Origin of the sequence: Paracoccus sp. N5 (assembly GCF_000371965.1) — a bacterium.
Lineage (GTDB): Bacteria > Pseudomonadota > Alphaproteobacteria > Rhodobacterales > Rhodobacteraceae > Paracoccus.
In genome coordinates this window covers 214,408-238,261 of sequence record NZ_AQUO01000003.1, presented here as the reverse complement: position 1 = coordinate 238,261, position 23,854 = coordinate 214,408, and the positions used below count along the sequence as shown (strand labels likewise).

Below are 23,854 nucleotides of genomic sequence, written 5' to 3'. Positions count from 1 at the left end.
GGCTAGCGGGTCTCGGCCAGCACGCAGAGCAGCTCGAACAGCATCGTCGCGCCGGTCAGCGCGGTGATGCCGCCGACGTCGAAGGGCGGCGAGACCTCGACCACGTCGGCGCCGAGGATGTTGAGCCCGGAGAGGCCGCGCACCAGCGCCTGCGCCTCGCGCGTGGTCAACCCGCCGATCTCGGGCGTGCCGGTGCCGGGGGCCATGGCGGGGTCGATGCTGTCGATGTCGAAGGTGACGTAGCAGGGCGCATCGCCCATCAGCATGCGGATCTCGGCACTGATCTGGTCGGCGCCGCGGCGGGCGAATTCCTCGATATAGATGATGCGGATGCCCTGGTCCTGCGCCCATTGGTGTTCGTCCGCGGCATAGACCGAGCCGCGGATGCCGATCTGCACCATGCGGCGGGGGTCGAGGATGCCTTCCTCGATCGCGCGGCGGAAGGGGGTGCCGTGGGTATAGCGGTTGCCGCCGAAATAGCTGTCGTTGGTGTCGGAATGGGCGTCGAACTGCACCAGCCCCAGCGGGCCGCGCGTGGGGGCGGCCTTGTGGATGGCGCGCAGCACCGGCAGCGTGGTCAGGTGGTCGCCGCCGACCGAGAGCGGGCGGGCTCCGGCCGCGCAGACCGCCGCGATGCCGGATTCGATCTGCGCCAGCGCCGCCATCAGGTCGATGGGCTGCACGGCCAGGTCGCCCAGGTCGGCCACCCGCAGCCGCTCATAGGGCGCGGTGCCGCTGACGTGATGCACGCGGCGCATCAGGCTGGACTGGTTGCGCACCTCGCGCGGGCCGTGGCGGGCGCCGGGGCGGTTGGTGGTGCCGCCGTCCCAGGGGATGCCGAGGATCGCCACGTCGAGCCCGGTCGGGTCGCTGAGCGCGGGCAGGCGCATGAAGGTCGCATGTCCCGCGAAACGCGGGACAAGGGCGGCATCGACGGGTTCGTGGAAGGGCATGGGGGCCTCGGCTGTGGCTGCCGGCCCAGCCTAGGACGCCTGCCCGCGTCGGGGCAAGCGTCCGTGGTGCGTCAGTCGCGCAGCGGCTTGCCGGCGGTCTCGCGCGCGGCCAGCATGGCGACCAGCGCCACGACGGCGGCTGCGACCAGATACCAGGCCGGGGCGGTCTTGCTGCCGGTGGCCGCGATCAGCCAGGTGGCGACGAAGGGCGCCGTGCCGCCGAACAGCGCATTGGCGGTGTTGAAGCTGAAGGCAAAGCCGGAATAGCGCACCCGGGTCGGAAAGATCTCGGTCAGGAAGCAGGGCAGCGTGCCGTCGTTGACGGTCAGCAGCGCGCCGAAAATCACCTGGATCAGCACGATCATCGCGAAGCTGGCGCCATCCAGCATGCCGAACAGCGGCACGGTCAGGACGATGAACAGCACCGAGGCCGCGATCAGCGCCGTCTTGCGCCCGAAGCGGTCCGACAGGATGCCCATCAGGAAGATCAGGAAGATATAGGCAAAGAGCGCGATGCTGTTGGCCAGGAACGAGGCGCTTTCCTCCATGCCCATCTCGGTGATGAGATAGGTCGGCATGTAGCTGAGGATCAGATAGAAGCCGACGGCGTTCAGGCAGGTGACGGCAAAGGCGCGGATGATCGGCCTGCGATAGGTGGTGAAGAGTTCCTTGACCGGCGTCGTTTCGACATGGTGTTTCGCTTCCAGCTCGCGGAACTTCGGCGTGTCCTCGAGCTTCAGCCGGATATAGAGCCCGACCAGGCCCAGCGGGAAGGCCAGCAGGAACGGCAGCCGCCAGCCCCAGCCATGCAGCTGCGCGGTCTCGAGCTGCGAAAACAACAGCGCCGACATCAGCGATCCGGCCAGCAGCCCGGCGGCCGTGCTGGCGGGAACCATGCTGGTGTAGAAGCCGCGTTTCGCGGGCGGTGCATATTCGGCCAGGAACGAGGTCGCCCCGGCATATTCGCCCGAGGCGGAAAAGCCCTGCACCATGCGCACGATCAGCAGCAGCACCGGCGCCAGCATGCCGATCTGGTGATAGGACGGCAAAAGCGCGATGACGGTCGTTGCCCCGGACATGATGAGGATCGACCAGGAGAGCGCGGTCTTGCGGCCGATGCGGTCGCCAATGCTGCCCCAGACGATGCCGCCGATCGGGCGGATGACGAAGGAGATCGCGAAGACCGCGAAGGTCGCGAGCAGCGCGGCCTGCGGCGCGATCTCGGGGAAGAAGACCGCGGCGATCACGGTGGCGAAATAGCCATAGGAGGCATAGTCGAACCATTCGACGAAATTGCCGATGAAACTGGCGGTCAGAACCTTGCGCAGGACGGCCGGGCTTGCCTGGGCGTCGGACACGCCGTTCGGGCCCGCAGCGGCGGGGATGGTCATAGCGGTCATGGTCTCCTCCCATGGGAACCGATGATGGTGACGATCATCGTCGACGGCGCGACCTTCCCGGTCGGCCGGACGGCTTTTGCCTGCTGGCAAAAGCGAAGACCGGCGGAGCTTCTGGCCCCGCCGGTCCCTGGATCAGGCTGCCTTGGCCTTGCCCCGGACGATCAGATGTTCGGGGCCGTAGGGGAAGCCGGTGATGTTGCGGTTGCCGGTCTCCTCGATCACCAGGATGTCGTGTTCGCGGTAGCCGCCGGCGCCGGGCAGGTGGTCGGGGATGGTGATCATCGGCTCCATCGACACGACCATGCCGGGTTCCAGCACGGTGTCGCAGTCCTCGCGCAGCTCCAGCCCGGCCTCGCGGCCGTAATAGTGGCAGAGCACGCCGAAGCTGTGGCCATAGCCGAAGCTGCGGTATTGCAGCAGGTTTTCGGCGGCATAGATCTCGTTCAGCTCGGCGGCGATGTCGGCGCATTTCGCGCCGGGCACCAGCAGCTCCTTGCCGCGGTCATGGACCTTGCAGTTGATTTCCCACAGCCGCAGGTGTTCGTCGCTGGCATGTTCGGCGAAAAGCGTGCGCTCCAGCGCGACGTAATAGCCCGCGACCATCGGGAAGCAGTTCAGGGACAGGATGTCGCCGGCCTCGATCTTGCGCGAGGTGACCGGGTTGTGCGCGCCGTCGGTGTTGATGCCGGACTGGAACCAGGTCCAGGTGTCCAGAAGCTCGGCATCGGGCCAGGTCTTGGCGATCTCGCGCACCATGGTGGCGGTGGAATGCAGCGCGACCTCGTGTTCGGGCGTGCCGACGGCGGTGGCCTCGACGCAGGCGGCGCCGCCGATGTCGGCGATGCGGGTCATCTTGGTGATATGGGCGATTTCCTCGGCCGATTTCACCATGCGCAGCCGCATGGCCGGGGCGGCGATGTCGACGAATTCGACGCCGGGGAATTCCGCTTTCAGCAGGGCGAGCAGGTCGATGTTGACATGGTCGAATTCGATACCGATGCGTTTCGCGCCGCCCACGATCTGGCGGATGGCGTGGAAGTAATTGTCCTTTTGCCAGTCGGTATAGGTCAGGTTGTTGCCGAAGGTGCGGCGCCAGGGCTGGCCGCCGTCGATGCCGGCGCTGATCGAGGTGGCGTGGTCGTGGTCGATCAGGAAGCCGTAGCGGCGGCCGAACTGGCAATACAGGAAATCGGCGTAATAGTTGATGTTGTGGTAGCTGGTGAACAGCGCCGCATCGACGCCGGCCTGGGCCATATGGGCGCGGATGGCATCGTGGCGGCGCTGCATCTCGGCGGCCGAGAAGGTCGGCTGCGCCTTGCGGCCGTTGCCGACATAGTTCTGCAGGCGTTCGCGGGTGGTCATCGGGGTCTCCTGTCCTTGGGGATGGCAGCAGGATCGGGGTTGCGGGCCGGTCTTGTCAAAAGACGGTTTTTCATGCTTTCTGTGAGAAAATCTCAAGCCGGAAGGGGCCGGGATGCCGCTGCCTCCGCTGAATGCGCTGCGGGCCTTCGAGGCGGCGGCGCGGTTGAAAAGCTTCAAGGCGGCGGCGGATGCGCTGTTCGTCACCCAGTCGGCCGTCAGCCACCAGATCCGGCATCTGGAGGATTTCCTGCGGGTGCCGCTGTTCGACCGTTCCGGCGCGCGGCCGAGAATTCTGCCGGCAGGACAAGAGCTTGCGCGGACGCTGAGCCTGTCCTTCGCCGAGATCGACGCCGCCTGCCGCCGCATCGCCCAGGCGCGGCAGGAGCGGGTGCTGGTGATCGCGGCCATCCCCTCAGTCGCGATCTGCTGGCTGATCCCGCGGCTGGCGCGGTTCCGCGAAAGCCATCCCGAGGTGGCGCTGCGCGTGGTCTATGCCATGCACGGGCATGAGATCGACTTCAGCGCGACTCACCTGGCCTTCGTCTATGCCGACCGGGCGCCGCAGCTGCCGGGGGTCGAGACGCTGGCCTTTCTGTCGGGGGCCTGCGTGCCGGTGTGCAGCCCGCAGCTGCTGCCCGCGGCGCCGACGGTGGCCGAGATCAAGGCGGCGGGGCTGTTGCACGACACCGACCGCTCGGGCTGGGCGGAATGGCTGGCGCAGGCGGGATCGGGGCTGGACCCGCAGGACCCCGGGCCGCTGTTCGAGGATTTCAACCTGCTGCGCGCCGCCGCGCTGGCCGGGCAGGGGGTGGCGCTGTGCCCGCTGGCGATGATCCGCGACGATCTCGACTCGGGCCGGCTGGTGCAGCTGTCGGCCGAGGCGGTGCTGGACCAGTTTGACTATTACCTGCTTTGCACCGAGGCGCTGCCGCCGGCGCTGGCCGAGGATGCGGCGGCGTTCCGCGCCTGGGCCTTTGCCGAGCGCGACGCCGGCTAGTCCCGGCGCGGCCTTGTCCTGGACCACAGGAACAGCCCGGCCGCCAGCGCCGCCCCGCCCAGCATGACATGGCGCGAGGTGATGCCCAGCCGGGCCTGGGCGCTGCGGCGATAGCGCGGGTCGAAGAAGCGGGTGTCGGCCAGGATGCTGCCGAGCAGGGTTTCCTTGCGCGGGCGGATGGGGCGCAGACGGCGGCCGGTGGCGCGGTTCAGGTGCTGGATGGCGGCGATGACGCTGCCGGTGTCATCGATGCGGCGCGCGACCTCGGCCGGGTCGCGGCCCAGGTGCTCGGCGATCAGCCCGTCGCGCAGCGCGCGCACGGCGCGGCGGTCGGCGGCCTCCTCGGCCAGCAGCGCCACGTCGCATTCGGTGTCGAAGCCCATCGAGCGGCGGTCGATGTTGCCGGAGCCGACGCGCAAGAGCCGGTCGTCCACGATCGAGACCTTGGCATGGACATAGATGTCCTCGCCCGCCGCATTCACCGGGTAGAGGATGCGAAAGCGGTCGTGCCGGTCCAGCGCCCGCAGCTGGCGGATCATCCGGCTGCGGGTGACATGCATCGCCTCGTCCTCGACCATGCCCTGGGCGGCGCGGGGGTTGACGATGACCACCTCGGGGCCGCCGGGCTCGGCCAAGCGGCGGGCGATGGCGCGGGTGATGCTGTCGGCGGCGAAATACTGCGATTCCAGATAGATGCAATCGCGGGCCGCGGCGATGCTGTCCAGATAGAGATGCTCGATCTCGGCGATGCTGGGCTTGTCGGATTCCGGCGGCTGGGTGCGGGCGATGGCGATGGGCACGTCGTGGAAGCCGACCGGGATGCTGTCGGGCCACAGGTCGGCGCCGGGGCGGAAATCCTCGTCCATCTCGGCATCGTTGGCGCGGGCCCAGCGGGCGCGGCCGAGCCGGCTGAGCGCGGCGGCGGCGGGGCCGGAAAGCACGGTGGTGGCGTCGTGCCAGGGCTGGGCCACCGCGCCGTCGCGCAGCCGGCGGCAGGGGTCGCCGGGCGTATGGTCGCGGCTGTCCCAGCGTCCGTCGGTCACGTCGATGCCGCCGCAGAAGGCCAGCGAATCGTCGATGGCGACGATCTTCTGGTGGTGGCAGGCGCCGATCGGGTGGCGGCCGTCGAAGGCCAGGTGGATCTGTTCGGGCGACAGGAACTTGATCCGCGCCGCCGGCAACAGCCCGCCGGGCGCGATCAGCGCCCCGCCGCTCCATTTCAGCAGGTAGATGTCGAGCCCGGGGCGGCGGTCCACCAGCGCGTCGAGGAAGGGGCCGATCTGGTTCGGCATCCCGTCGGGCGCGTCGCCGTCGGCGTCGCTTTCGCCGGGCAGCATCTCGATCTCGAAGTCGAAGTCCCAGCCGATCAGGATCACCAGCCGCCGGGCCTTCAGCAGCGATTCACGCAGGGCGCGGAAATAATCGGCGCCATCGACGATGACCGAAAAGCAGCGCGCCGTGGCGACCCGCCAGCAGTTGCGGCCGGGGGTGAGTTCCAGTTCCTGCATGTCTTGCCTGTCCTTCGCGTGATCGGTGATGCCGAACCGCCAAGGCGGGCGCCCGGTTCCGGGCGCGCCGCCCTTCAGATGTGCAGCGCGTGGCCAAGCGCGCGCAGGCAGGCCTCGTGCAGCGCCTCGCCCCGGGTCGGGTGGGCGTGGATGGTGCCGGCGATGTCTTCGAGCCGCGCGCCCATCTCCAGCGCCAGCGCGAAGCCGCCGGCCAGTTCCGCGACGCCGGCGCCGACCGCCTGGATGCCCAGCACCTCATGCGTGTCGGGCCGCGCGGTGACGCGGATGAAGCCGGTTTCGTCATCCGCCGTCATCGCCCGGCCGTTGGCGGCGAAGGGAAAGAGGCCGATCAGCGGCTCATGGCCCTGGCTGCGCAGCTCGTCCGGGGAAAGGCCCACGCTGACGATTTCCGGGTCGGTGAAGCAGACCGCCGGGATCGCGCGCTTGTCCCAGGCGCGGGGCTGGCCCGCGACCAGTTCCGCGACCATCTCGCCCTGGGTCATGGCGCGATGCGCCAGCATCGGCTCGCCCGTCACGTCGCCGATGGCCAGCACGCCGGTCATCGAGGTGCGGCAGCGCTCGTCGATCTTCAGGAACGGGCCGGCCATGGCCAGGCGCAGCCCGTCGATGCCGGCGCCGGTGGCGCGGGGGCGGCGGCCGACCGTGACCAGCACCTTGTCGGCGGCGATCTCCTCGGCCCCGTCGCTGCCTGCGACGCGCAGGGCGCCGCTGTCCGAGAGGCCGCCGGCGCGGGCGCCGGTCAGCACGCGGATGCCAAGCCGGGTCAGGCGCTGCGCGACCGGCCCGGTCAGTTCGGCGTCATATTGCGGCAGGATGCGCGGCCCGGCCTCGACCACGGTGACCGCGGCGCCGAGCTTGGCGAAGGCGATGCCGAGCTCCAGCCCGATATAGCCGCCGCCGACCACGGCGAGCCGTTCCGGCACCTCGGTCAGGGCCAGCGCCCCGGTCGAGGAGATCACCTTGCCGCCGAAGGGCAGGGACGGGATCTCGATCGGTTCCGAGCCGGTGGCGATGACCAGCACCTCGGCGCGGATGCGGACCGGGCCTTCGGGGGTCGCCACCTCGACGGTCTTGCCGTCGCGGATGGTCGCCGTGCCCGTCACCAGCCGCACCTTGGCCTTGCGCAGCAGCGTCGCCACGCCGCCGGTCAGGCGGCTGACGATGCCGTCCTTCCAGGCCATGGTGGCGGCCAGGTCGAGGGTCGGCGGGCCGGCCGAAATGCCCATCGCGGCCGTCGAGGACAGCGCCGCGATGCGGTGAAACTCCTCGGCCGCGTGGATCAGCGCCTTCGAGGGGATGCAGCCGACGTTGAGGCAGGTGCCGCCCGGCGGCTCGGCATCGACGATGACGGTATCGACGCCCAACTGCCCGGCACGGATGGCGCAGACATAGCCGCCGGGGCCGGCGCCGATGACCAGCAGCCTGCATTGGATCTCGCGCATCGCTCAGCCCTCCACGAAGATCAGCGCCGGGGTCTCCAGCAGCTCTTTCAGCCGCGCCACGAAGGTCGCGGCGTCCCAGCCGTCGACGACGCGGTGGTCGAAGCTGCAGGACAGGTTCATCATCTTGCGCGGCTCGAAGGCGGCGCCGTTCCAGAATGGCCGCACCGCCAGGCGGTTGACGCCGACGATGGCGACCTCGGGCACGTTCAGGATCGGGGTCGAGGCGATGGCGCCCAGGGGGCCCAGCGAGGTGATGGTGATGGTCGAGCCGGTCAGCTCGTCGCGTTTCGCCGTGCCGTCCTTGGCGGCATTGCCGATGCGGGCGATTTCCGCGGCGGTGGAGCGCAGGTCCAGCGCCTCGGCATGGCGCACGACCGGGACCATCAGGCCCGAGGGCGTCTGCGCGGCGATGCCCAGATGCACGGCGCCGAAGCGGCGGATCAGCCCGGCCTCGGCGTCGTAATGCGCGTTCAGGATCGGCTGTTCATGCACGGCGCGGGTGACGCTGCGGGCGATGAAGGCCAGCGGCGTCAGCTTGGGGCCCTTGCCATGGGCGTTCATGCGGGCGCGCAGGTCTTCCAGCGCCGTGGCGTCCACCTCTTCGACGATGGTGATCTGGGGGACGCGGTTGGCAGCCTCCATGCGCTCGGCGATCTTGCGGCGCAGGCCGATAACGCGGATCTCCTCGACCGAGGTGTCGGGCTGCGGGCCCGAGGGCGCGGGCAAGCCGCCCGAGGCGATGAAGGCGTCGAGATCCTCGTGCCCGATGCGGCCCGCCGGTCCCGAGCCGCGCACCAGGCGCAGGTCCACGCCCGCCTCGCGCGCCCGCGCCCGGACCGAGGGCGAGGCGATGGGCTTTTCGCCCTCGGCGCGCAGCGGCGCGGCGGTGGTGGTGGTGGCGCGGGGCGCGGGCTTGGCGGGCGGCGGCTCGGGTTCCGGTTCGGCTTCGGGCTGGGCCTCGGCCGGTTGCGGCGCGGGTTCGGGTTCGGCTTCGGGCGCGGTCTCGGCCTGGCGCGATGTTTCGGCCGGGGCGTCGCCCGCGACATTGCCGGGGCCGTCCACCTCCAGCCGGATCAGCTCGGCGCCGACGGCGATCACGTCGCCCGGCGCGCCGGCCTGCCAGACCACGGTGCCGGTGACGGGCGAGGGGATTTCCACCGTCGCCTTGTCGGTCATGACCGCGACCATCGGGTCGTCCTCGCGCAGGACATCGCCGGGCTTGACCAGCCATTCGGCGATCTCGGCCTCGGCGATGCCTTCGCCGATGTCGGGCATGCGGATTGCGTGGATACCCATGTCAGGCCACCTCGACCAGTTGACGCAGCGCCTCGGCCACCCGTGCGGGGCCGGGGAAATAGCTCCATTCATGCGTATGCGGATAGGGCGTGTCCCAACCCGCCACCCGCCGGATCGGCGCCTCGAGATGCCAGAAGCATTCCGCCTGCACCAGGGCCGCCAGCTCGGCGCCGAAACCCGAGGTCAGCGTCGCCTCGTGCAGCACCAGGCAGCGGCCGGTCTTGTTGACCGAGGCCACGATGGTCTCCATGTCCAAGGGCAAGAGGGTGCGCAGGTCGATCACCTCGGCATCGACGCCCGACTCGGCCGCTGCCGCCAGCGCGACATGCACCATGGTGCCATAGGTCAGGATCGTCGCGGCCTGGCCCGGACGGCGCACGACGGCCTTGCCCAGCGGCACGGTGTAATGCCCCTCGGGCACCTCGCCCAGTTCGTGCGTCTTCCAGGCGGTGACCGGGCGGTCGTGATGGCCGTCGAAGGGGCCGTTGTAGAGCCGCTTCGGTTCCAGGAAGATCACCGGGTCGGGATCCGCGATGGCCGACATCAGCAGCCCCTTGGCGTCCTGCGGGTTCGAGGGCACCACGGTCTTGAGGCCGGTGACATGGGTGAACAGCGCCTCGGGGCTCTGGCTGTGGGTCTGGCCGCCGAAGATGCCGCCGCCGGTCGGCATCCGCACCACCATCGGGCAGGTGAACTGCCCGGCCGAGCGATAGCGCAGCCGCGCCGCCTCGGACACGATCTGGTCATAGGCGGGATAGACGTAGTCGGCGAACTGGATCTCGACCACCGGCTTCAGCCCATAGGCGGCCATGCCGATGCCGGCGCCGACGATGCCGGATTCGTTGATCGGCGTGTCGAAGCAGCGGGTCTTGCCGTATTTCGCCTGCAATCCGGCGGTGCAGCGGAAGACGCCGCCGAAATAGCCCACGTCCTCGCCGAACACCACCACGGTCGGGTCGGCGCCCATGGCCACGTCCAGCGCGTCGCGGATGGCCTCGATCATCGTCATGCGTGCCATGTCAGAACCCCGCCTCGTGACGTTGCTTCAGAAGATGCGGCGGCATTTCGGCATAGACGTCCTCGAACATATCGGCCTTGCTGGGGTGCTGGCCCTGGTGCAGCGTGCCGATCGCCTCGGCCTTCTTCTGCGCGGCGCTGATCTCGGCCAGGATCTCGGCCTCGGCCTGGGCGTGGCGTTCCTCGGACCAGGCGCCCAGCCGGATCAGGTGGTTCTTCAGCCGCAGGATCGGGTCGCCCAGCGGCCAGGCGTTGCTTTCCTCGGCCGGGCGATAGGCAGAAGGATCGTCCGAGGTCGAATGCCCGCCGGCGCGATAGGTGACATATTCGATCATCGTCGGGCCGAGGTTGCGCCGGGCGCGTTCCGCCGCCCATTTCGCCACCGCCATCACCGCCAGGTAGTCGTTGCCGTCCACCCGCAGCGAGGGGATGCCGAAGCCCAGGCCGCGCGCCGCGAAGGTGCCCGAACCGCCGCGCGCGATGCCCTGGAAGGTCGAGATCGCCCACTGGTTGTTGACCACGTTCAGCACCACCGGCGCCTTGTAGGTCGAGGCGAAGACCAGGGCGGCGTGAAAGTCGCTTTCCGCCGTCGAGCCGTCGCCGATCCAGGCCGCCGAGATCTTGCGGTCGCCCGAGATCGCCGAGGCCATGGCCCAGCCCACCGCCTGGATATATTGCGTCGCCAAATTGCCCGAGATGGTGAAGAAACCATGCTCGCGCGAGGAATAGCAGACCGGCAGCTGGCGGCCGCGCATCGGATCCTCGGCGTTGGAGAACACCTGGTTCATCATGGAACTCAGCGGATAGCCCGCCGCGATCAACAGACCCGCCTGGCGATAGGTCGGGAAGTTCATGTCGCCCGGCGCCAAGGCGCGCTGGAAGCCGCAGGAAATGGCTTCCTCGCCCAGATGCTGCATGTAGAAGCTGGTCTTCTGCTGGCGCTGCGCGTTCAGCATCCGCGCGTCATAGATGCGCAGCATCATCATGTGACGCAGGCCGGCAAGCAGATCCTCGGGCGTCAGCTCCAGCGCCTCGGCCCAGGGGCCGACGGCCTCGGCCTCGCGGTTCAGCACGCGGATGATGGTGAAGGCCAGGTCGCGGATCGATTCGGGATCGGCGTCCACCTCCGGGCGACGCACGGTGCCGGCGCGCGGGATCGCGACATGCGAGAAATCGGGCTGGCCGCCGGGGCGCACCTCGGGCTCCGGCACGGTCAGGCTGAGCGGGGGCAGGCTGTCGTCGCTCATGGCCGGCCCTTTCCCGCGTGGGTTGCGCTGGTGGATTCTTTCTGCCGCATTTGCCCCTCCCTGGCCCCTAGGGGAACAGGATAGCCCGAGGATTCAAAAATTTCCTTTCCAATTTTTTCCCTATAGGCGATAGTTGAAAAGGAAATTCTGCGATTGGTGCAAATGACAGACGTTTCTGCCGAGCTTGACCTGGATGCCATCGACCGCCGAATCCTGCGCGAGCTGAGCCGCGATGGCCGGCTGTCGAACACCCAGCTGGCCGAGCGGGTCGGGCTGTCGCCCAGCCCCTGCTGGCAGCGCACGCGGCGGCTGGAATCCGAGGGCTATATCAAGGGCTATGCCGCCATCCTGGACCGCGAGCGGCTGCGCGTGCCCGAAACCGTGCTGGTCGAGGTGGTGCTGGACCGCCACGACGAGCATGTGCTGGAAAACTTCGGCCGCCAGATCGTCGAGCTGTCCGAGGTGATCGAGGTCTGGCTGGTCTCGGGCGAATACGACTATATCCTGAAGGTCGCGGTGAACGGCACGCGCGGCTACGAGGATTTCCTGCGCAAGCGGCTGTTCCGCATCCCCGGCATCCGCAACTCGCGGTCCTGTTTCGCGCTGCGCTGCCTGAAGGAAACCGGCATTCCCGTGCCCGAATAGCACGCGGCGCTTGCCCTGTGGCCGCAACCGGCTCACCCTGACGCTCATAGTCAAAACACGTTTCGGGGAGACGATAATGAGCGCAGGTGCGAGTTCCGCGGCAGCATCGCCGCACCAGACCGAATTGAAGCGGGTCATGGGCCCGAAGCTGTTGTTGCTGTTCATCGTGGGCGACATCCTGGGGACCGGGGTCTATGCCCTGACCGGCACCGTCGCGGGCGAGGTGGGGGGCGCCGCCTGGGCGCCCTTCCTGGTGGCCTTCGCCGTCGCGACCATCACCGCCATGTCCTATCTGGAGCTGGTGACGCGCTATCCGCAGGCCGCTGGCGCGGCGCTTTACACGCATCGCGCCTTCGGCATCCATTTCCTGACCTTCCTAGTGGCCTTCACCGTCATGTGCTCGGGGATCACCTCGGCCTCGACGGCCTCGAACGCCTTCGCGGGCTTTCTGAACGACGGCTTCGGCCTGGGCTTCCAGAAGGGCAGCGCGGGCATTCTGGTGCTGGCGCTGGGGTTCATGGCGCTGGTCGCGGCGATCAACTTCCGCGGCGTCGGCGAAAGCGTCAAGGCCAATGTGGTGCTGACCTGCGTCGAGCTGTCGGGCCTTTTGATGGTGATCTTCATCGGCTTCTACGCCATGGCGCAGGGCCGGGCGGATTTCACCGAGGTGATGATCTTCCAGTCCTCGGCGGATAAGGGCTGGTTCCTGTCGCTGACCGCGGCGACGGCGCTGGCGTTCTTCGCCATGGTCGGCTTCGAGGATTCGGTGAACATGGCCGAAGAGGTCAAGGACCCGGTGCGGATTTTTCCGCGCATCATGCTGACCGGGCTTGCCATCACCGGGGTGATCTATGTGCTGGTGGCGATCTGCGCCGTGGCGCTGGTGCCGGTCGGAAACCTGTCGGACCCGGACAAGGGCTCGGCCCTGACCCAGGTGGTGCGGGCGGGGGCGCCGAATTTCCCCTTCGACAAGATCTTTCCCTTCATCGGCATGTTCGCGGTGGCGAACTCGGCGCTGATCAACATGCTGATGGCGAGCCGGCTGCTTTACGGGCTGGCGCGGCAGGGCGTGCTGCCGCATGCGCTGGGGCTGGTGCACCGCCAGCGCCGGACACCCTGGGTCGCGATCATCTTCACCACGGCCCTGGCCTTTGGGCTGATCTGGTTCGTGGTCACGCGCTCGGACCTGCCGGCGGTCAGCCTTCTGGGCGGGACCACGGCGCTGCTGCTGCTCTGCGTCTTTACCGTGGTCAATATCGCGCTGCTGGTCCTGCGGCGGCAGCAGGTCGGGCACGACCATTTTCGTGCACCGCGCGCCCTGCCCTGGATCGGCGCCGCGACCTGCGCCTTCCTGGCCGGGCCCTGGGCGCGCAGCGCGGCGCAGATGGACCAGTACAAGGTCGCGGGCTGGCTTCTGGGCATCGGCGTGGTGCTGTGGGCGGCGACCTATGTCTGGAACCGCAGCACGCGCCACCACGTCCCCGGCGACATGAGCCATGTCGAGGACCTGGCCGAGCACCACGGCGATTCCACCCGGAACTGAAGCGGCGGCGCGGCTCTGGCGTTTTCCGGCAAAGCCGCGCATGAGGGGGGCGACGCAACCCTGACCCCGAGAGACGAGATGGGCTATTTCCCGCAATGGCGCCGCGCGACCGGCGCCACCGTCCTGCCGGACGAGAAACTGCCGCTGGCCGCGGCCCTGCCGATGAGCCTGCAACACCTGCTGGCCATGTCCGGCTCGACCATCCTGGCGCCGCTGATCATGGGCTTCGACCCGAATGTGGCGGTGTTCTTTTCCGGCATCGGCACGCTGCTGTTCTTCGTCATCACCGGCGGGCGGGTGCCAAGCTATCTCGGCAGCTCCTTCGCCTTCATCGCCGTCATCATGGCGGCGACCGGCTTTGCCGGCGGCGGGCCGAACCCGAATGTGGCCGTGGCGCTTGGCGGCATCATCGCGGCGGGCGCGATCTATGCGCTGATCGGGCTCCTGGTCATGGCCATCGGCGCTGCCTGGGTCGAGACGCTGATGCCGCCCGCCGTCACCGGCGCCATCGGCATGGCGATCGGGCTGAACCTGGCGCCGGTCGCGGTCAAGCAGCTGGCCGGCAGCTTCGCGCATCTGGGCATCGCGCTGGCGACGGTGCTGTGCATGGCACTGGTCTCGGTCTATGGCGGGCGGGCGCTGCGCCGGGTCGCGGTGCTGGTGGCGCTGGTCTTCGGCTATCTCATGGTGCTGGTCTGTGGCAACGGGCTGGGACTGGTGCCGGGCATCGACTTCGCCGCGGTGGGTGCCGCGCCCTGGTTCGGTGTGCCGCAGTTCACCGCGCCGCGCTTCGACTGGGGCGCCATCGGGCTGATCGCCCCGGTCGCCGTGGTGCTGGTGGCCGAGAACCTGGGCCATATCAAGGCCCTGGGGTCGATCACCGGGCAGAACATGGACCGTTATATCGGCCGGGGCTTTTTGGGCGACGGGCTCGCCACCATGCTGGCGGGCATGGGCGGCGGCACCGGCGTCACCACCTATGCCGAGAACATCGGCGTCATGGCGATGACCAGGGTCTATTCGACGCTGATCTTTCCGCTGGCGGCACTGATCGCCATCCTGCTGGGCCTGTCGCCCAAGTTCGGCGCCATCCTGCAGACCATCCCGGCGCCGGTCCTGGCGGGGCTTGCCGTGTCGGTCTTTGGCCTGATCGCCTCGGCCATGGCGCGGATCTGGGTCGACAACCGGGTGGATTTCTCGGACCCGAGGAACCTCTTCACCGTCGGCGTGGCGCTGATCTTCGGCGGCGGCGATTTCACGGTGAACTTCGGCGGCTTCGCGCTTGGCGGCATCGGCACCTCGACCGCCGCGGCGCTGCTGCTCTACCAGCTGCTGGGACTGCGGCGCCGTCCGGCCGAGTGACCGGCCCTTCACTGTTTCGGAAATACCCCGGGGGCCGCTTTCCGGGCCCCATCGAGGGGCCCGGAAAGCGCGAGGGGGGCAGCGCCCCCCTCGGGGCCGAACGGCGCGGCGGCGTCCCGGCGCTCGCGCGTGTCCCGGCTCAGCCCCGCGCGTCCTCGCGCATCATCCGCGCGGCCTTTTCGGCGATCATCATCACCGGCGCATTGGTGTTGCCGCTGGTGATGGTCGGCATGACCGAGGCATCCGCCACCCGCAGCCGCCCCAATGCCCGGAAGCGCAGCCGCGCATCGACCGGCGCCGCATCGTCGGCGCCCATGCGGCAGGTGCCGACCGGATGGAAGATGGTGGTGCCGATGGCACCGGCGGCCTTGACCAGATCCTCCTCGGTCTGGAAGGCGATGCCGGGCAGATATTCCTCGGGATTGAAGCGATTGAAGGCCGGCTGCGCGGCGATCTTGCGAGTCAGGCGGATCGCGCGGGCCGCGACCGCGCGGTCGGCGGGCGTCGCCAGGTAATTCGGCCGGATCGCCGGATGGGCGCGGAAATCCGGGCCGGTGACATGGACCGAGCCGCGGCTTTCCGGCCGCAGGTTGCAGACGCTGGCGGTCATGGCCGGGAAGGGGTGCAGCGGGTCGCCGAACTTGTCCAGGCTGACCGGCTGGACGTGGTATTCCAGATCCGCCGTCGCCTTGTCCGGCCCCGAGCGGGTGAAGATGCCCAGCTGGCTGGGCGCCATCGACATCGGCCCCGAGCGTTTCAGTGCGTATTCCAGCCCGATCGCCGCCTTGCCCATCAGGCGCGAGGCCTTTTCGTTCAGCGTCGGCACGCCCGAGACCTTGTAGACCATGCGCAGTTGCAGGTGGTCCTGCAGGTTCTCGCCCAGGGCGCCGACCTCGACCTGCGGCGCGATGCCGGCGGCTTGCAGCACGTCGCCGCGCCCGACGCCGGAATGTTCGAGGATCTGCACCGAGCCGATGGCGCCGGCCGCCAGCACGGTTTCGCGCGTGGCCCGCGCCTCGATGCGCTGGCCCTGGTGGTGGTAGAGCACGCCCCGGACCTCGCCCGCCTCGATCACCAGCCGTTCGACCTCGGCGCCGGTCAGGATGCGCAGGTTCGGGCGATGGGCGACCGGGCGCAGGAAGGCCTTGGCCGCGCTCCAGCGCCAGCCGCGGCGCTGGGTGACGTCGAAATAGCCGCCGCCCTCGTTGTCGCCGCGGTTGAAATCTGCGGTGCGCGGGATGCCGGCCTGTTCCGCCGCATCCATGAACGCATCCAGAACGGCCCAGCGGACGCGGGCGGTTTCGACCCGCAGCTCGCCGCCGGCGCCGTGCATGTCGTCGGCGCCGCGATAGAAATCCTCTTGCGCGCGGAACAGCGGCAGCACGTCGTCCCAGCCCCAGCCGGTGCAGCCCAGCTGGCGCCAATGGTCGTAATCCGCCGCCTGGCCGCGCATGTAGATCATGCCGTTGATCGAGGAACAGCCGCCCAGCACCCGGCCGCGCGGATAGATCAGCGAACGGCCGTTCAGCCCCGGCTCGGCGGCGGTGCGAAAGCCCCAGTCGGTGCGCGGGTTGCCGATGCAGTAGAGATAGCCGACCGGGATATGGATCCAGTGGTAGTTGTCGCGGCCCCCGGCCTCGAGCAGCAGCACCCGGGCGCCGGGGTCGGCGCTGAGGCGGTTGGCGAGCACGCATCCGGCGCTGCCCGCGCCGATGACGATGTAATCGTAGCTTTCCATGTCAGGCTCCTTCTGCGGCCCCTGGGGGCCGCTGGGGTCAGGATTGCGCCCTGAACCCCATTTTCCGGCCGATTCTGGATGCGAAGAACTCGCCGACCAGGCCGCGGCGGAACAAGAGCACGCAGATCATGAAGACGACGCCGGTGATGATGGTGACGGGGAAGTCGGAGGTGGCGAGGTAGTTCTGCAGGCTGACCACCAGCCCGGCGCCGACGATGGGGCCGAAGAGCGTGCCGATGCCGCCCAGGAGCGTCATCAGGATGACTTCGCCCGACATCTGCCAGGCCACGTCGGTCAGGGTGGCGAACTGGAAGACCAGCGCCTTGACGCCGCCGGCAAGCCCGGCCAGCGCCGCCGACATCACGAAGGCGCCCAGCTTGTAGCGCGCCACCGAATAGCCCAGCGAGATCGCGCGCTGCTCGTTTTCCCGGATCGACTTCAGGATCATGCCGAAGGGCGAGTTCACGAAGCGCCAGATCACCAGGAGCCCGATCACGAAGACCGCCAGCACGAAGTAATACATGCTCATGGTCTGGCTCAGGTCGATCACCCCGAAGAGATGCCCGCGCGGCACGGACTGGATGCCGTCCTCGCCATGGGTGAAGCGGGCCTGCAGGCAGAAGAAGAAGAACATCTGCGCCAGCGCCAGGGTGATCATGGCGAAATAGATGCCCTGGCGGCGGATGGCGATGGCGCCCATCACCAGCCCCAGAAGCGCGGCGCCGGCGACGCCCAGCAGGATGCCCGCCTCGGGTGGCCAGCCCCATTCCTTCACCGCATGGGCGGTGAAATAGGCCGCCCCGCCGAAGAAGGCGGCATGGCCGAAGGATAGAAGCCCGGTATAGCCCAAGAGCAGGTTGAAGGCCGAGGCGAAGAGCGCAAAGCACAGGAGCTTCATCAGGAAGATCGGATAAAGCACATGCGGCACGATCAGCAGCGCCACCAGCGCGACGCCGACCAGCGCCAGCTGGATGCGGCCGGCCTGCGGATGGGCGGCGACGGTCTCGGTCGGGACGGGGTTGCCGGCCATGTCAGGCCTCCTTTCCGAAAAGGCCCGCGGGCCGCAGGATCAGCACGATCGCCATGATGACGAAGATCACGATGTTCGAGGCCTCGGGGTAGAAGACCTTGGTCAGCCCCTCGACCACGCCCAGCAGATAGCCGGTGACGATGGCGCCCAGGATCGAGCCCATGCCGCCGACCACCACCACGGCGAAGACGATGATGATCAGGTTCGAGCCCATCAGGGGCGAGACCTGATAGACCGGCGCCGCCAGCACCCCGGCGAAACCGGCCAGACCGGCGCCAAGCGCATAGGTCAGGGTCAAGAGCAAGGGCACGTTGACGCCGAAGGCCTGCACCAGCACCGGGTTCTCGGTCGCGGCGCGCAGATAGGCGCCGAGCTTGGTCTTCTCGATCAACAGCCAGACGCCCACGCAAACCGCGAGCGAGGCGATGACCACCCAGCCGCGATAGATCGGCAGGAACATGAAGCCCAGGTTCACCGCCCCGGTCAGCTGCGCCGGCGCGGCATAGGGCTTGCCCGAGGCGCCGAAGAAATAGCGGAAGGTGCCCTCGATCGCCAGCGCCAGGCCGAAGGTGAACAAGAGGCCATAGAGATGGTCGAGCTTGTAGAGCCGCGACAGCATGGTCCTTTCGACCAGCGCCGCGAGCAGCCCGACGATCAGCGGCGCCAGGATCAGCGCCAGCCAGTAGTTGATGCCGCCCCAGGTCAAGAGCAGCAGCGCCGCGAAGGCGCCCAGCATGTATTGCGCGCCATGGGCGAAGTTGATGACGCGCAAGAGGCCGAAGATGATGGCAAGGCCCAGCGACAAGAGCGCATAGAAGCTGCCGTTGATCAGCCCGACCAGCAGCTGCCCCATCAGGGCCTGGAGCGGCACGCCGAAGATCATGGTCATGTCACACCCCCAGTTCGCGATGCAAGAGGTCCATCTGCTGTGGCAGATCACCCACGGGGAATTCCGCCGTCATGCGGCCGTGGTCCATCAGGTAGAAGCGGTCGGCGACCTTGGCGGCGAAGCGGAAGTTCTGCTCGACCAGCACCACGGTCATGCCGCGCGCCTTGAGCTTGACCAGCACCTCGCCGATGGCCTGGATGATGACCGGGGCCAGGCCCTCGGTCGGCTCGTCGAGCAGAAGGCAGCGCGCCCCGGTGCGCAGGATGCGCGCCAGCGCCAGCATCTGCTGCTCGCCGCCCGAGAGCTTGGTGCCGGGGCTCAGGCGCCGTTCCTGCAGGTTCGGGAACAGCGCATAGATTTCCTCGACCGACATGCCGCCCGGGGCGACCTTCGGCGGCAGCATCAGGTTCTCCTCGACCGAGAGGCTGGCGAAGATGCCGCGCTCCTCGGGGATGAAGCCCAGCCCGGCGCGGGCGGTCCTGTGCAGGGCCACGCCCATCATGTCCTGGCCGGCGAATTCGATCCGGCCGCTGCGCTTTCTCAGGATGCCCATGATCGTGCGCAGGGTGGTGGTCTTGCCCATGCCGTTGCGGCCCAGGATGCAGATCATCTCGCCCTGGTTCACATGCATGGTGACGCCGTGCAGGACGTGGCTTTCGCCATACCAGGCCTGCAGGTTCTCGACTTGCAGGAGCGCGCTCATGCCTCGGACCCCATATAGGCGGTGCGCACGCGGGGATCGGCCGAGACGGTGGCGTAATCGCCCCGCGCGATGATCTCGCCGCGTTGCAGCACGGTGACATGGTCGCAGATGTCGGCCACCACGTTGAGGTTGTGTTCCACCATCAGCACGGCGCGCGAGCGGGCGAGTTCGCGGATGATCTCGGCCACCATGGCCACGTCCTCCTGGCCCATGCCGGCCATGGGCTCGTCCAGAAGCAGCACCTCGGGGTCCAAGGCCAGGGTGGTGGCGATCTCCAGCACGCGCTTCCTGCCATAGGACAGGTCGGCGGCGCGGTGGTCGCGCCAGCGCGCCAGGCCCAGCTGCTCGATCAGCTGATCGGCCCGCGCGTCCAGCCGGTCGAGCGACGACAAGGGCAGCCAGAACTGCACCGCCAGCCCCGCCGGGCGCTGCAGGGCGACCTTGACGTTCTCGCGCACGGTCAGGTGCGGGAAGACGGCCGAGATCTGGAAGCTGCGCACCAGCCCCATGCGCGCCACCTTGTCGGGCGGCGTGCGCGTGATGTCCTGGCCCAGCAGCGTGATCTGGCCCCGCGTCGGTTGCAGGAACTTGGTCAGGAGGTTGAAGACCGTGGTCTTGCCGGCGCCGTTCGGCCCGATCAGCGCGTGGATGCGCGCATGCTCCACGTCCAGATCCACGTTGTTCACCGCCGTGAAACCCGCGAAATCCCGGCCCAAGCCGCGGGCGGAAAGCACCACCCGCGGTTCGGCCTGCGTTGCAGGAGACGCCATCACTGGACCAGCGGGCAGCCGCTCTTGGCCGGGTCGAGGAAGGCCTGGTCGCCGGGGATGGTGGCCAGGACGTTGTAATAGTCCCAGTCCTCCTTGATGTCGTCCGGGGCCTTGACCTCCATCAGATAGGCGTCCTTGATCAGCCGGCCGTTGGCGCCGACCTTGCCGCCCTGGGCAAAGACGTCGTCGACCGGCATCTCGTGCAGCTTCTTGGCGACGGCCTCGGTCTCGTCGGTGCCGGCCTCCTGGATCGCCTTCAGGTATTGCGTCACCGCCGAATAGGTGCCGGCATGGACCATGTTCGGCATGACGCCGGTGCGTTCCTTGAAGCGCTTGCCGAACTCGGCCGATGGCGCGTCGCGGTTCCAGTAGAAGCTTTCGGTCAGGGTCAGGCCCTGCGCCGCCTCGGCGCCGAGGCCATGCACTTCGGCGATCGAGAAGAGCAGCGCCGCCAGCTTCTGCCCGCCGGCGGTGATGCCGAATTCGGCCGCCTGCTTGATGGCGTTCTGCGTGTCGAGGCCGGCATTGGCCAGGCCGATCACCTTGGCGCCCGAGGACTGCGCCTGCAGCAGGAAGGACGAGAAATCGGTCGTCGCCAGCGGATGGCGCACGGCGCCGACCACGTTGCCGCCATGCTCCTTGACCACGTTCGAGGTCTGCTCTTCCAGCGAATAGCCGAAGGCATAGTCGGCGGTCAGGAAGAACCAGCTGTCGCCGCCCTCCTTGACCAGCGCGCCGCCGGTGCCGACGGCCAGCATATGCGTGTCATAGGCCCAGTGGAAGCCGTAGGGCGTGCAGGCCTTGCCAGTCAGCTCGGTCGTGGCGGCGCCGGTGTTGATGGTGACCTTCTTCTTTTCCTGCGACAGCGCCTGCACGGCCAGGCCCACCGAGGAGGTGGTCAGCTCCATGATGCTGTCCACCTGCTCGGTGTCATACCATTGCCGGGCGATGTTCGAGGCGATGTCGGGCTTGTTCTGGTGGTCGGCGCTGACGATCTCGATCGGCGCGTCCAGAACCTTGCCGCCGAAATCCTCGACCGCCATCTTCGCCGCCTCGACCGAGTTCTTGCCGCCGAAATCGGCATAGACCCCGGACTGGTCGTTCAGGATGCCGATCTTGACCTTGCCGTCGGAAACCTCGGCCAGCGCCGGTGTCGCGGCCAGGCCGGCGGCGGCGGTCGTCAGCAGAATCTTGCGCATTTTTTTCCTCCCTGGGTGGTCCTTGGCAACGGCGGCTGCCTGCCGTTGCGGCCTTTTTCGGGGGCGGCGCCCCTGCTGTGCCCGCCCCGCTGTGCTGGAACGATGCCGGGAAATCCGCTTTGACACAAGCGTTCAGACAGGTTTTATTTCTTACATATCCTGTGCATTCCTGAACAGATGGCGACGCTCAGCTGGGACGACCTGCAATTCTTTCTGGCCGTGGTGCGCGAGCGGCAGCTGTCGCGCGCGGCGCGGGTGCTGGGCACCTCGCATGTCACGGTCTCGCGCCGCATCGACCGGCTGGAGCAGGCGCTGGACACAAGGCTGTTCGAGCGCAACCCGCGCGGCTATGAGCCGACGCCGGCCAGCCTGCGCCTGATCGAGACCGCCGAGCGGATGGAGGAGGCGGCGCTGCAGCTGCCCCTGGATCGCGGCGTCGGCCCCGGCCAGCTGCGGCCCTTGCGGCTGGCCATGCCCGAGGGCTTTGCCAGCCTGTTCTCGACCCACCTGCTGCCGGCGTTCATCGCCCGCTTTCCCCAGGTCATGCCCGAGATGATCACCATGCCGCAGGTGCTGTCGCTGTCGCGGCGCGAGGCCGACATCTGGATCACCCTCGATCCGGTGACCAGCGGGCCCTATCGCTCGCAGCGGCTGGCGGATTACACGCTGCATCTTTACGCGACGGCGGATTACCTGCGCAGCCGCCCGGCCGTGACGGCGCCCGCCGACCTGGGCCGGCACCGCGTCGTCGGCTATATCGAGGAGATGATCTTCGCCCCGGGCCTCGACTATCTGCGCGAGGTGCATCCCTCGCTGCGCGCGACGATCCGGGGGTCGAGCATCTTCAACCAGCTCGCGGCGGTGCGCGCCGGGCTGGGGGTGGGCGTGCTGCCCTATTACATGGCGGCGAAATACCCCGAGCTGCGCATCGTGCTGCCGGAGGCGGTGCGGCTGACCCGCAGCTATTGGCTGACCTGCCACCGCGACATGCGGATGATGCGCTGGGTCGAGGCGGTGATCGATTTCCTGGCCGGCGCGCTGCACGATCGCGGTCGAGAGCTGGAACGTCCCATGGGTATTTGAGGAGCAAAGAAGCCCCGTCGGGTCAGCCCTGCGCAAGGCGCCGGCGGTCGTCGAGCGTCGAGAACACCAGCGCCGCCAGCATGCCGAGGCTGACGCCCAGCAGCGTGTCCAGCACCCGCTCGGGCGCCATGGCGGCGGCATCGGCCTGCGGCGCGGCCAGGTGGCTCATCAGCAGCGCCATGGGCGTGACCAATGCCTGTCCCAGCGCGTAATTGGCGCCGATCACAGTTTCGGTCAGGAATTGCAGCAGCACCAGCGCCGCGATCATCTGCCAGGGGCCGGGGGCCTGGTTCAGGATCGCCCAGGCGAGGGCCGCGCCGATGGCGGTGCCGGTCATGCGCTGCACGGCGCGCTGCATGTTGATATGCAGATGCGCGCCCTGCATCACCGCCAGCGCCCCCATGGCCGCCCAGGCCGGATGCGCGGCCCCCAGCGCGTGGCAGGTGAAGGCGGCGGCGCCGCAGCCGATGGTGATGCGCAGCGCTGCGGCCAGCCGCTCGGGCAGGGGGCGGCGCGGCTCGGCCGGGAAGGGCTCGGGCGGGCGCATGTGCTCGGTCAGGGCGCAGATCGCCCAAGCGAGCAGCGCGGCGGCGCCGGTGGCGGCGGCGCGGCCGGTGATCCCGGCCAGCCCGGCCTGATGCCCCATCGCGGCACCGGCGGCAAAGACGAAGATCAGCGCCCCCGGCGCGCCGAAGCCGGCGCTGGCCGTGACGAAGAACAACGCGCCGCAGGACAGGGCCAGCAAGGCGAGCTGCATCGCGGCCGGGGCGCCGGCCCAGACCGCCAGCGACATGGCCGTCACGGCGGCGACCTGGCACAGCCCGCAGGCCAGCACCACCGGCCCGCGCCGCGGCGCGAAGCGGCCAAAGAGCGCGACCAGCGCCCCCAGCGCGGCAAAGCCGGTCAGCTCGGGCCAGGGCGAGAGCAGCGCCAGCGGCAGGGCGATGGCGACCGCCAACCCGGCCTGGGCGCCGGCCAGCAGCGAATTGCGCAGGAAGGGCTGGCGGTTCAGCGCCATGCTGCCCAGCAGGTTCCGCCGGCCCAGCAGCTGGCGTGCGGCGTCGATGCGTCGGGTCATCGCGCGGCCTCGCCGTCCTGCATCTGCCGCTCGATCCGGTCGAAGGCGTCGAGCATCGCCGCCAGTTCCGCGTCACCGAGCCCGGCCAGCAGCGGCGCTTCCGCCGCGGCGAGTTCGCGCAGGATCTCGGCCACGCGCGCCTGGCCGGTCTTGGTCAGGTGGATCAGGCGGGCCCGTCCGTCGCTCGCGTCGGCGCGGCGCTCGACCAGGTTCTGCCGACACAGGATGTCCAGCACGCGCACCAGGCTGGAGCCGTCGACGCCGACGCGCTGCGCCAGCTCTTTCTGGGTGATGCCGCCGCCGGTCTCGTGCAGGTGCACCAGCGGCACCCAGGTCGCGTCGGTCAGGCCGGCGGCGGCCAGGCGGCTGTCGATGGCACGGCGCCAACGCCGTGCAAGCAGGGAAAAGCGCATGCCGAAGCGGGCGCGGAGATCGGGAATCGGGGTCATGCGGTGGATATAGCGCAGTTAATTTGATTTGCAATGCAAATTACTTGGGTGCCTGCGCTGGCATTCCTGGTCATTCTTGCAAATCCCCGAATTGCTCCCCGATCCGAACGCCTTGCACTGTC

At 68.8% G+C, this 23,854-nt stretch carries 21 protein-coding genes; 5 read left to right on the top strand and 16 right to left on the bottom strand.

All coding sequences use genetic code 11. From position 1 onward, the window contains the following. Positions 1–2: 2 nt before the first annotated feature. The 3 genes from speB to PARN5_RS0120455 all read right to left on the bottom strand — a co-directional run bounded on the left by speB (position 3) and on the right by PARN5_RS0120455 (position 3,715). Complete coding sequence (gene speB / locus PARN5_RS0120465) at positions 3–953, bottom strand: agmatinase (protein WP_018001639.1); 951 nt, start codon at positions 951–953, stop codon at positions 3–5. A gap of 71 nt (positions 954–1,024) precedes the next feature. Continuing rightward, positions 1,025–2,353 (bottom strand): MFS transporter, encoded by a 1,329-nt coding sequence (locus PARN5_RS0120460; protein WP_026155614.1) that lies wholly within the window; start codon positions 2,351–2,353, stop codon positions 1,025–1,027. Between the two features lie 132 nt (positions 2,354–2,485). After that, positions 2,486–3,715: an aminopeptidase P family protein gene (locus tag PARN5_RS0120455; RefSeq protein WP_018001637.1), complete on the bottom strand. Its 1,230-nt coding sequence runs from the start codon at positions 3,713–3,715 to the stop codon at positions 2,486–2,488. A gap of 112 nt (positions 3,716–3,827) precedes the next feature. Here PARN5_RS0120455 and PARN5_RS0120450 point away from each other — a divergent pair, with 112 nt between their 5' ends. Further along, the gene (locus PARN5_RS0120450; RefSeq protein ID WP_018001636.1) at positions 3,828–4,712 is read left to right on the top strand and encodes a LysR substrate-binding domain-containing protein; all 885 of its coding nucleotides are present in this window, start codon (positions 3,828–3,830) and stop codon (positions 4,710–4,712) included. Here the strand turns inward: PARN5_RS0120450 and PARN5_RS0120445 are convergent. The 5 genes from PARN5_RS0120445 to PARN5_RS0120425 all read right to left on the bottom strand — a co-directional run bounded on the left by PARN5_RS0120445 (position 4,709) and on the right by PARN5_RS0120425 (position 11,243). Further along, the gene (locus tag PARN5_RS0120445) at positions 4,709–6,220 is read right to left on the bottom strand and encodes a phospholipase D-like domain-containing protein (protein ID WP_018001635.1); all 1,512 of its coding nucleotides are present in this window, start codon (positions 6,218–6,220) and stop codon (positions 4,709–4,711) included. The two genes, PARN5_RS0120450 and PARN5_RS0120445, sit on opposite strands and share 4 nt — an antisense overlap. Positions 6,221–6,294: 74 nt before the next feature. Then, positions 6,295–7,683: a dihydrolipoyl dehydrogenase gene (lpdA, locus tag PARN5_RS0120440; RefSeq protein ID WP_018001634.1), complete on the bottom strand. Its 1,389-nt coding sequence runs from the start codon at positions 7,681–7,683 to the stop codon at positions 6,295–6,297. A 3-nt stretch (positions 7,684–7,686) separates the two neighbouring features. Next, on the bottom strand, positions 7,687–8,979 hold the full coding sequence (locus PARN5_RS0120435) for a dihydrolipoamide acetyltransferase family protein (RefSeq protein WP_026155613.1): 1,293 nt from the start codon (positions 8,977–8,979) through the stop codon (positions 7,687–7,689). A 1-nt stretch (position 8,980) separates the two neighbouring features. After that, positions 8,981–9,997, bottom strand: a complete 1,017-nt coding sequence (locus tag PARN5_RS0120430; protein ID WP_026155612.1) for an alpha-ketoacid dehydrogenase subunit beta — start codon at positions 9,995–9,997, stop codon at positions 8,981–8,983. A gap of 1 nt (position 9,998) precedes the next feature. Then, complete coding sequence (locus tag PARN5_RS0120425) at positions 9,999–11,243, bottom strand: 3-methyl-2-oxobutanoate dehydrogenase (2-methylpropanoyl-transferring) subunit alpha (protein ID WP_018001631.1); 1,245 nt, start codon at positions 11,241–11,243, stop codon at positions 9,999–10,001. 162 nt (positions 11,244–11,405) lie between these two features. Here PARN5_RS0120425 and PARN5_RS0120420 point away from each other — a divergent pair, with 162 nt between their 5' ends. The 3 genes from PARN5_RS0120420 (at position 11,406) to PARN5_RS0120410 (ending at position 14,793) form a co-directional block, all read left to right on the top strand. Beyond that, positions 11,406–11,888: an Lrp/AsnC family transcriptional regulator gene (locus tag PARN5_RS0120420; protein WP_018001630.1), complete on the top strand. Its 483-nt coding sequence runs from the start codon at positions 11,406–11,408 to the stop codon at positions 11,886–11,888. 76 nt (positions 11,889–11,964) lie between these two features. Continuing rightward, the gene (locus PARN5_RS0120415) at positions 11,965–13,431 is read left to right on the top strand and encodes an APC family permease (RefSeq protein ID WP_026155611.1); all 1,467 of its coding nucleotides are present in this window, start codon (positions 11,965–11,967) and stop codon (positions 13,429–13,431) included. Between the two features lie 78 nt (positions 13,432–13,509). Continuing rightward, positions 13,510–14,793, top strand: a complete 1,284-nt coding sequence (locus PARN5_RS0120410) for a solute carrier family 23 protein (protein WP_018001628.1) — start codon at positions 13,510–13,512, stop codon at positions 14,791–14,793. A 139-nt stretch (positions 14,794–14,932) separates the two neighbouring features. Here the strand turns inward: PARN5_RS0120410 and PARN5_RS0120405 are convergent, their stop codons facing one another. Genes PARN5_RS0120405 through PARN5_RS0120380 form a run of 6 tightly spaced genes read right to left on the bottom strand, consistent with a single transcriptional unit; the run spans position 14,933 to position 21,122 of the window. After that, complete coding sequence (locus tag PARN5_RS0120405; protein ID WP_018001627.1) at positions 14,933–16,531, bottom strand: GMC family oxidoreductase N-terminal domain-containing protein; 1,599 nt, start codon at positions 16,529–16,531, stop codon at positions 14,933–14,935. A gap of 37 nt (positions 16,532–16,568) precedes the next feature. Then, on the bottom strand, positions 16,569–17,561 hold the full coding sequence (locus tag PARN5_RS0120400; protein WP_018001626.1) for a branched-chain amino acid ABC transporter permease: 993 nt from the start codon (positions 17,559–17,561) through the stop codon (positions 16,569–16,571). 1 nt (position 17,562) lies between these two features. Then, positions 17,563–18,450, bottom strand: coding sequence for a branched-chain amino acid ABC transporter permease (locus PARN5_RS0120395; RefSeq protein ID WP_018001625.1), 888 nt, complete (start codon positions 18,448–18,450; stop codon positions 17,563–17,565). 1 nt (position 18,451) lies between these two features. Continuing rightward, complete coding sequence (locus PARN5_RS0120390) at positions 18,452–19,153, bottom strand: ABC transporter ATP-binding protein (protein ID WP_018001624.1); 702 nt, start codon at positions 19,151–19,153, stop codon at positions 18,452–18,454. Next, the gene (locus tag PARN5_RS0120385; protein WP_036745171.1) at positions 19,150–19,923 is read right to left on the bottom strand and encodes an ABC transporter ATP-binding protein; all 774 of its coding nucleotides are present in this window, start codon (positions 19,921–19,923) and stop codon (positions 19,150–19,152) included. Before PARN5_RS0120385 ends, PARN5_RS0120390 begins: the two co-directional genes overlap by 4 nt. Next, positions 19,923–21,122: an ABC transporter substrate-binding protein gene (locus PARN5_RS0120380; protein ID WP_018001622.1), complete on the bottom strand. Its 1,200-nt coding sequence runs from the start codon at positions 21,120–21,122 to the stop codon at positions 19,923–19,925. Before PARN5_RS0120380 ends, PARN5_RS0120385 begins: the two co-directional genes overlap by 1 nt. 177 nt (positions 21,123–21,299) lie before the next feature. Between PARN5_RS0120380 and PARN5_RS0120375 the strand changes: the two genes are divergently transcribed. Then, positions 21,300–22,205 carry a LysR family transcriptional regulator gene (locus tag PARN5_RS0120375; protein WP_018001621.1) on the top strand — a complete coding sequence of 302 codons (906 nt, stop codon included), beginning with the start codon at positions 21,300–21,302 and terminating at the stop codon, positions 22,203–22,205. Positions 22,206–22,227: 22 nt separating this feature from the next. On the opposite strand, the gene PARN5_RS0120370 is transcribed toward PARN5_RS0120375, so the two are convergent. Both PARN5_RS0120370 and PARN5_RS0120360 read right to left on the bottom strand, forming a co-directional pair. Further along, positions 22,228–23,283 carry an FUSC family protein gene (locus PARN5_RS0120370; RefSeq protein WP_018001620.1) on the bottom strand — a complete coding sequence of 352 codons (1,056 nt, stop codon included), beginning with the start codon at positions 23,281–23,283 and terminating at the stop codon, positions 22,228–22,230. Further along, positions 23,280–23,732 (bottom strand): MarR family transcriptional regulator, encoded by a 453-nt coding sequence (locus PARN5_RS0120360; protein WP_018001619.1) that lies wholly within the window; start codon positions 23,730–23,732, stop codon positions 23,280–23,282. The genes PARN5_RS0120370 and PARN5_RS0120360 overlap by 4 nt, the downstream gene beginning before the upstream one ends. Positions 23,733–23,854 lie beyond the last annotated feature (122 nt).

Coding starts and splice junctions, on each gene's coding strand:
- PARN5_RS0120435 (WP_026155613.1), bottom strand. CDS start 8,979: ATGGGTATCCACGCAATCCGCATGCCCGACATCGGCGAAGGCATCGCC.
- PARN5_RS0120425 (WP_018001631.1), bottom strand. CDS start 11,243: ATGAGCGACGACAGCCTGCCCCCGCTCAGCCTGACCGTGCCGGAGCCC.
- PARN5_RS0120400 (WP_018001626.1), bottom strand. CDS start 17,561: ATGGCCGGCAACCCCGTCCCGACCGAGACCGTCGCCGCCCATCCGCAG.
- PARN5_RS0120410 (WP_018001628.1), top strand. CDS start 13,510: ATGGGCTATTTCCCGCAATGGCGCCGCGCGACCGGCGCCACCGTCCTG.
- PARN5_RS0120460 (WP_026155614.1), bottom strand. CDS start 2,353: ATGACCGCTATGACCATCCCCGCCGCTGCGGGCCCGAACGGCGTGTCC.
- PARN5_RS0120395 (WP_018001625.1), bottom strand. CDS start 18,450: ATGACCATGATCTTCGGCGTGCCGCTCCAGGCCCTGATGGGGCAGCTG.
- PARN5_RS0120450 (WP_018001636.1), top strand. CDS start 3,828: ATGCCGCTGCCTCCGCTGAATGCGCTGCGGGCCTTCGAGGCGGCGGCG.
- PARN5_RS0120360 (WP_018001619.1), bottom strand. CDS start 23,732: ATGACCCCGATTCCCGATCTCCGCGCCCGCTTCGGCATGCGCTTTTCC.
- PARN5_RS0120455 (WP_018001637.1), bottom strand. CDS start 3,715: ATGACCACCCGCGAACGCCTGCAGAACTATGTCGGCAACGGCCGCAAG.
- PARN5_RS0120420 (WP_018001630.1), top strand. CDS start 11,406: ATGACAGACGTTTCTGCCGAGCTTGACCTGGATGCCATCGACCGCCGA.
- PARN5_RS0120445 (WP_018001635.1), bottom strand. CDS start 6,220: ATGCAGGAACTGGAACTCACCCCCGGCCGCAACTGCTGGCGGGTCGCC.
- PARN5_RS0120430 (WP_026155612.1), bottom strand. CDS start 9,997: ATGGCACGCATGACGATGATCGAGGCCATCCGCGACGCGCTGGACGTG.
- PARN5_RS0120380 (WP_018001622.1), bottom strand. CDS start 21,122: ATGCGCAAGATTCTGCTGACGACCGCCGCCGCCGGCCTGGCCGCGACA.
- PARN5_RS0120415 (WP_026155611.1), top strand. CDS start 11,965: ATGAGCGCAGGTGCGAGTTCCGCGGCAGCATCGCCGCACCAGACCGAA.
- PARN5_RS0120390 (WP_018001624.1), bottom strand. CDS start 19,153: ATGAGCGCGCTCCTGCAAGTCGAGAACCTGCAGGCCTGGTATGGCGAA.
- speB (WP_018001639.1), bottom strand. CDS start 953: ATGCCCTTCCACGAACCCGTCGATGCCGCCCTTGTCCCGCGTTTCGCG.
- PARN5_RS0120370 (WP_018001620.1), bottom strand. CDS start 23,283: ATGACCCGACGCATCGACGCCGCACGCCAGCTGCTGGGCCGGCGGAAC.
- PARN5_RS0120375 (WP_018001621.1), top strand. CDS start 21,300: ATGGCGACGCTCAGCTGGGACGACCTGCAATTCTTTCTGGCCGTGGTG.
- lpdA (WP_018001634.1), bottom strand. CDS start 7,683: ATGCGCGAGATCCAATGCAGGCTGCTGGTCATCGGCGCCGGCCCCGGC.
- PARN5_RS0120385 (WP_036745171.1), bottom strand. CDS start 19,923: ATGGCGTCTCCTGCAACGCAGGCCGAACCGCGGGTGGTGCTTTCCGCC.
- PARN5_RS0120405 (WP_018001627.1), bottom strand. CDS start 16,531: ATGGAAAGCTACGATTACATCGTCATCGGCGCGGGCAGCGCCGGATGC.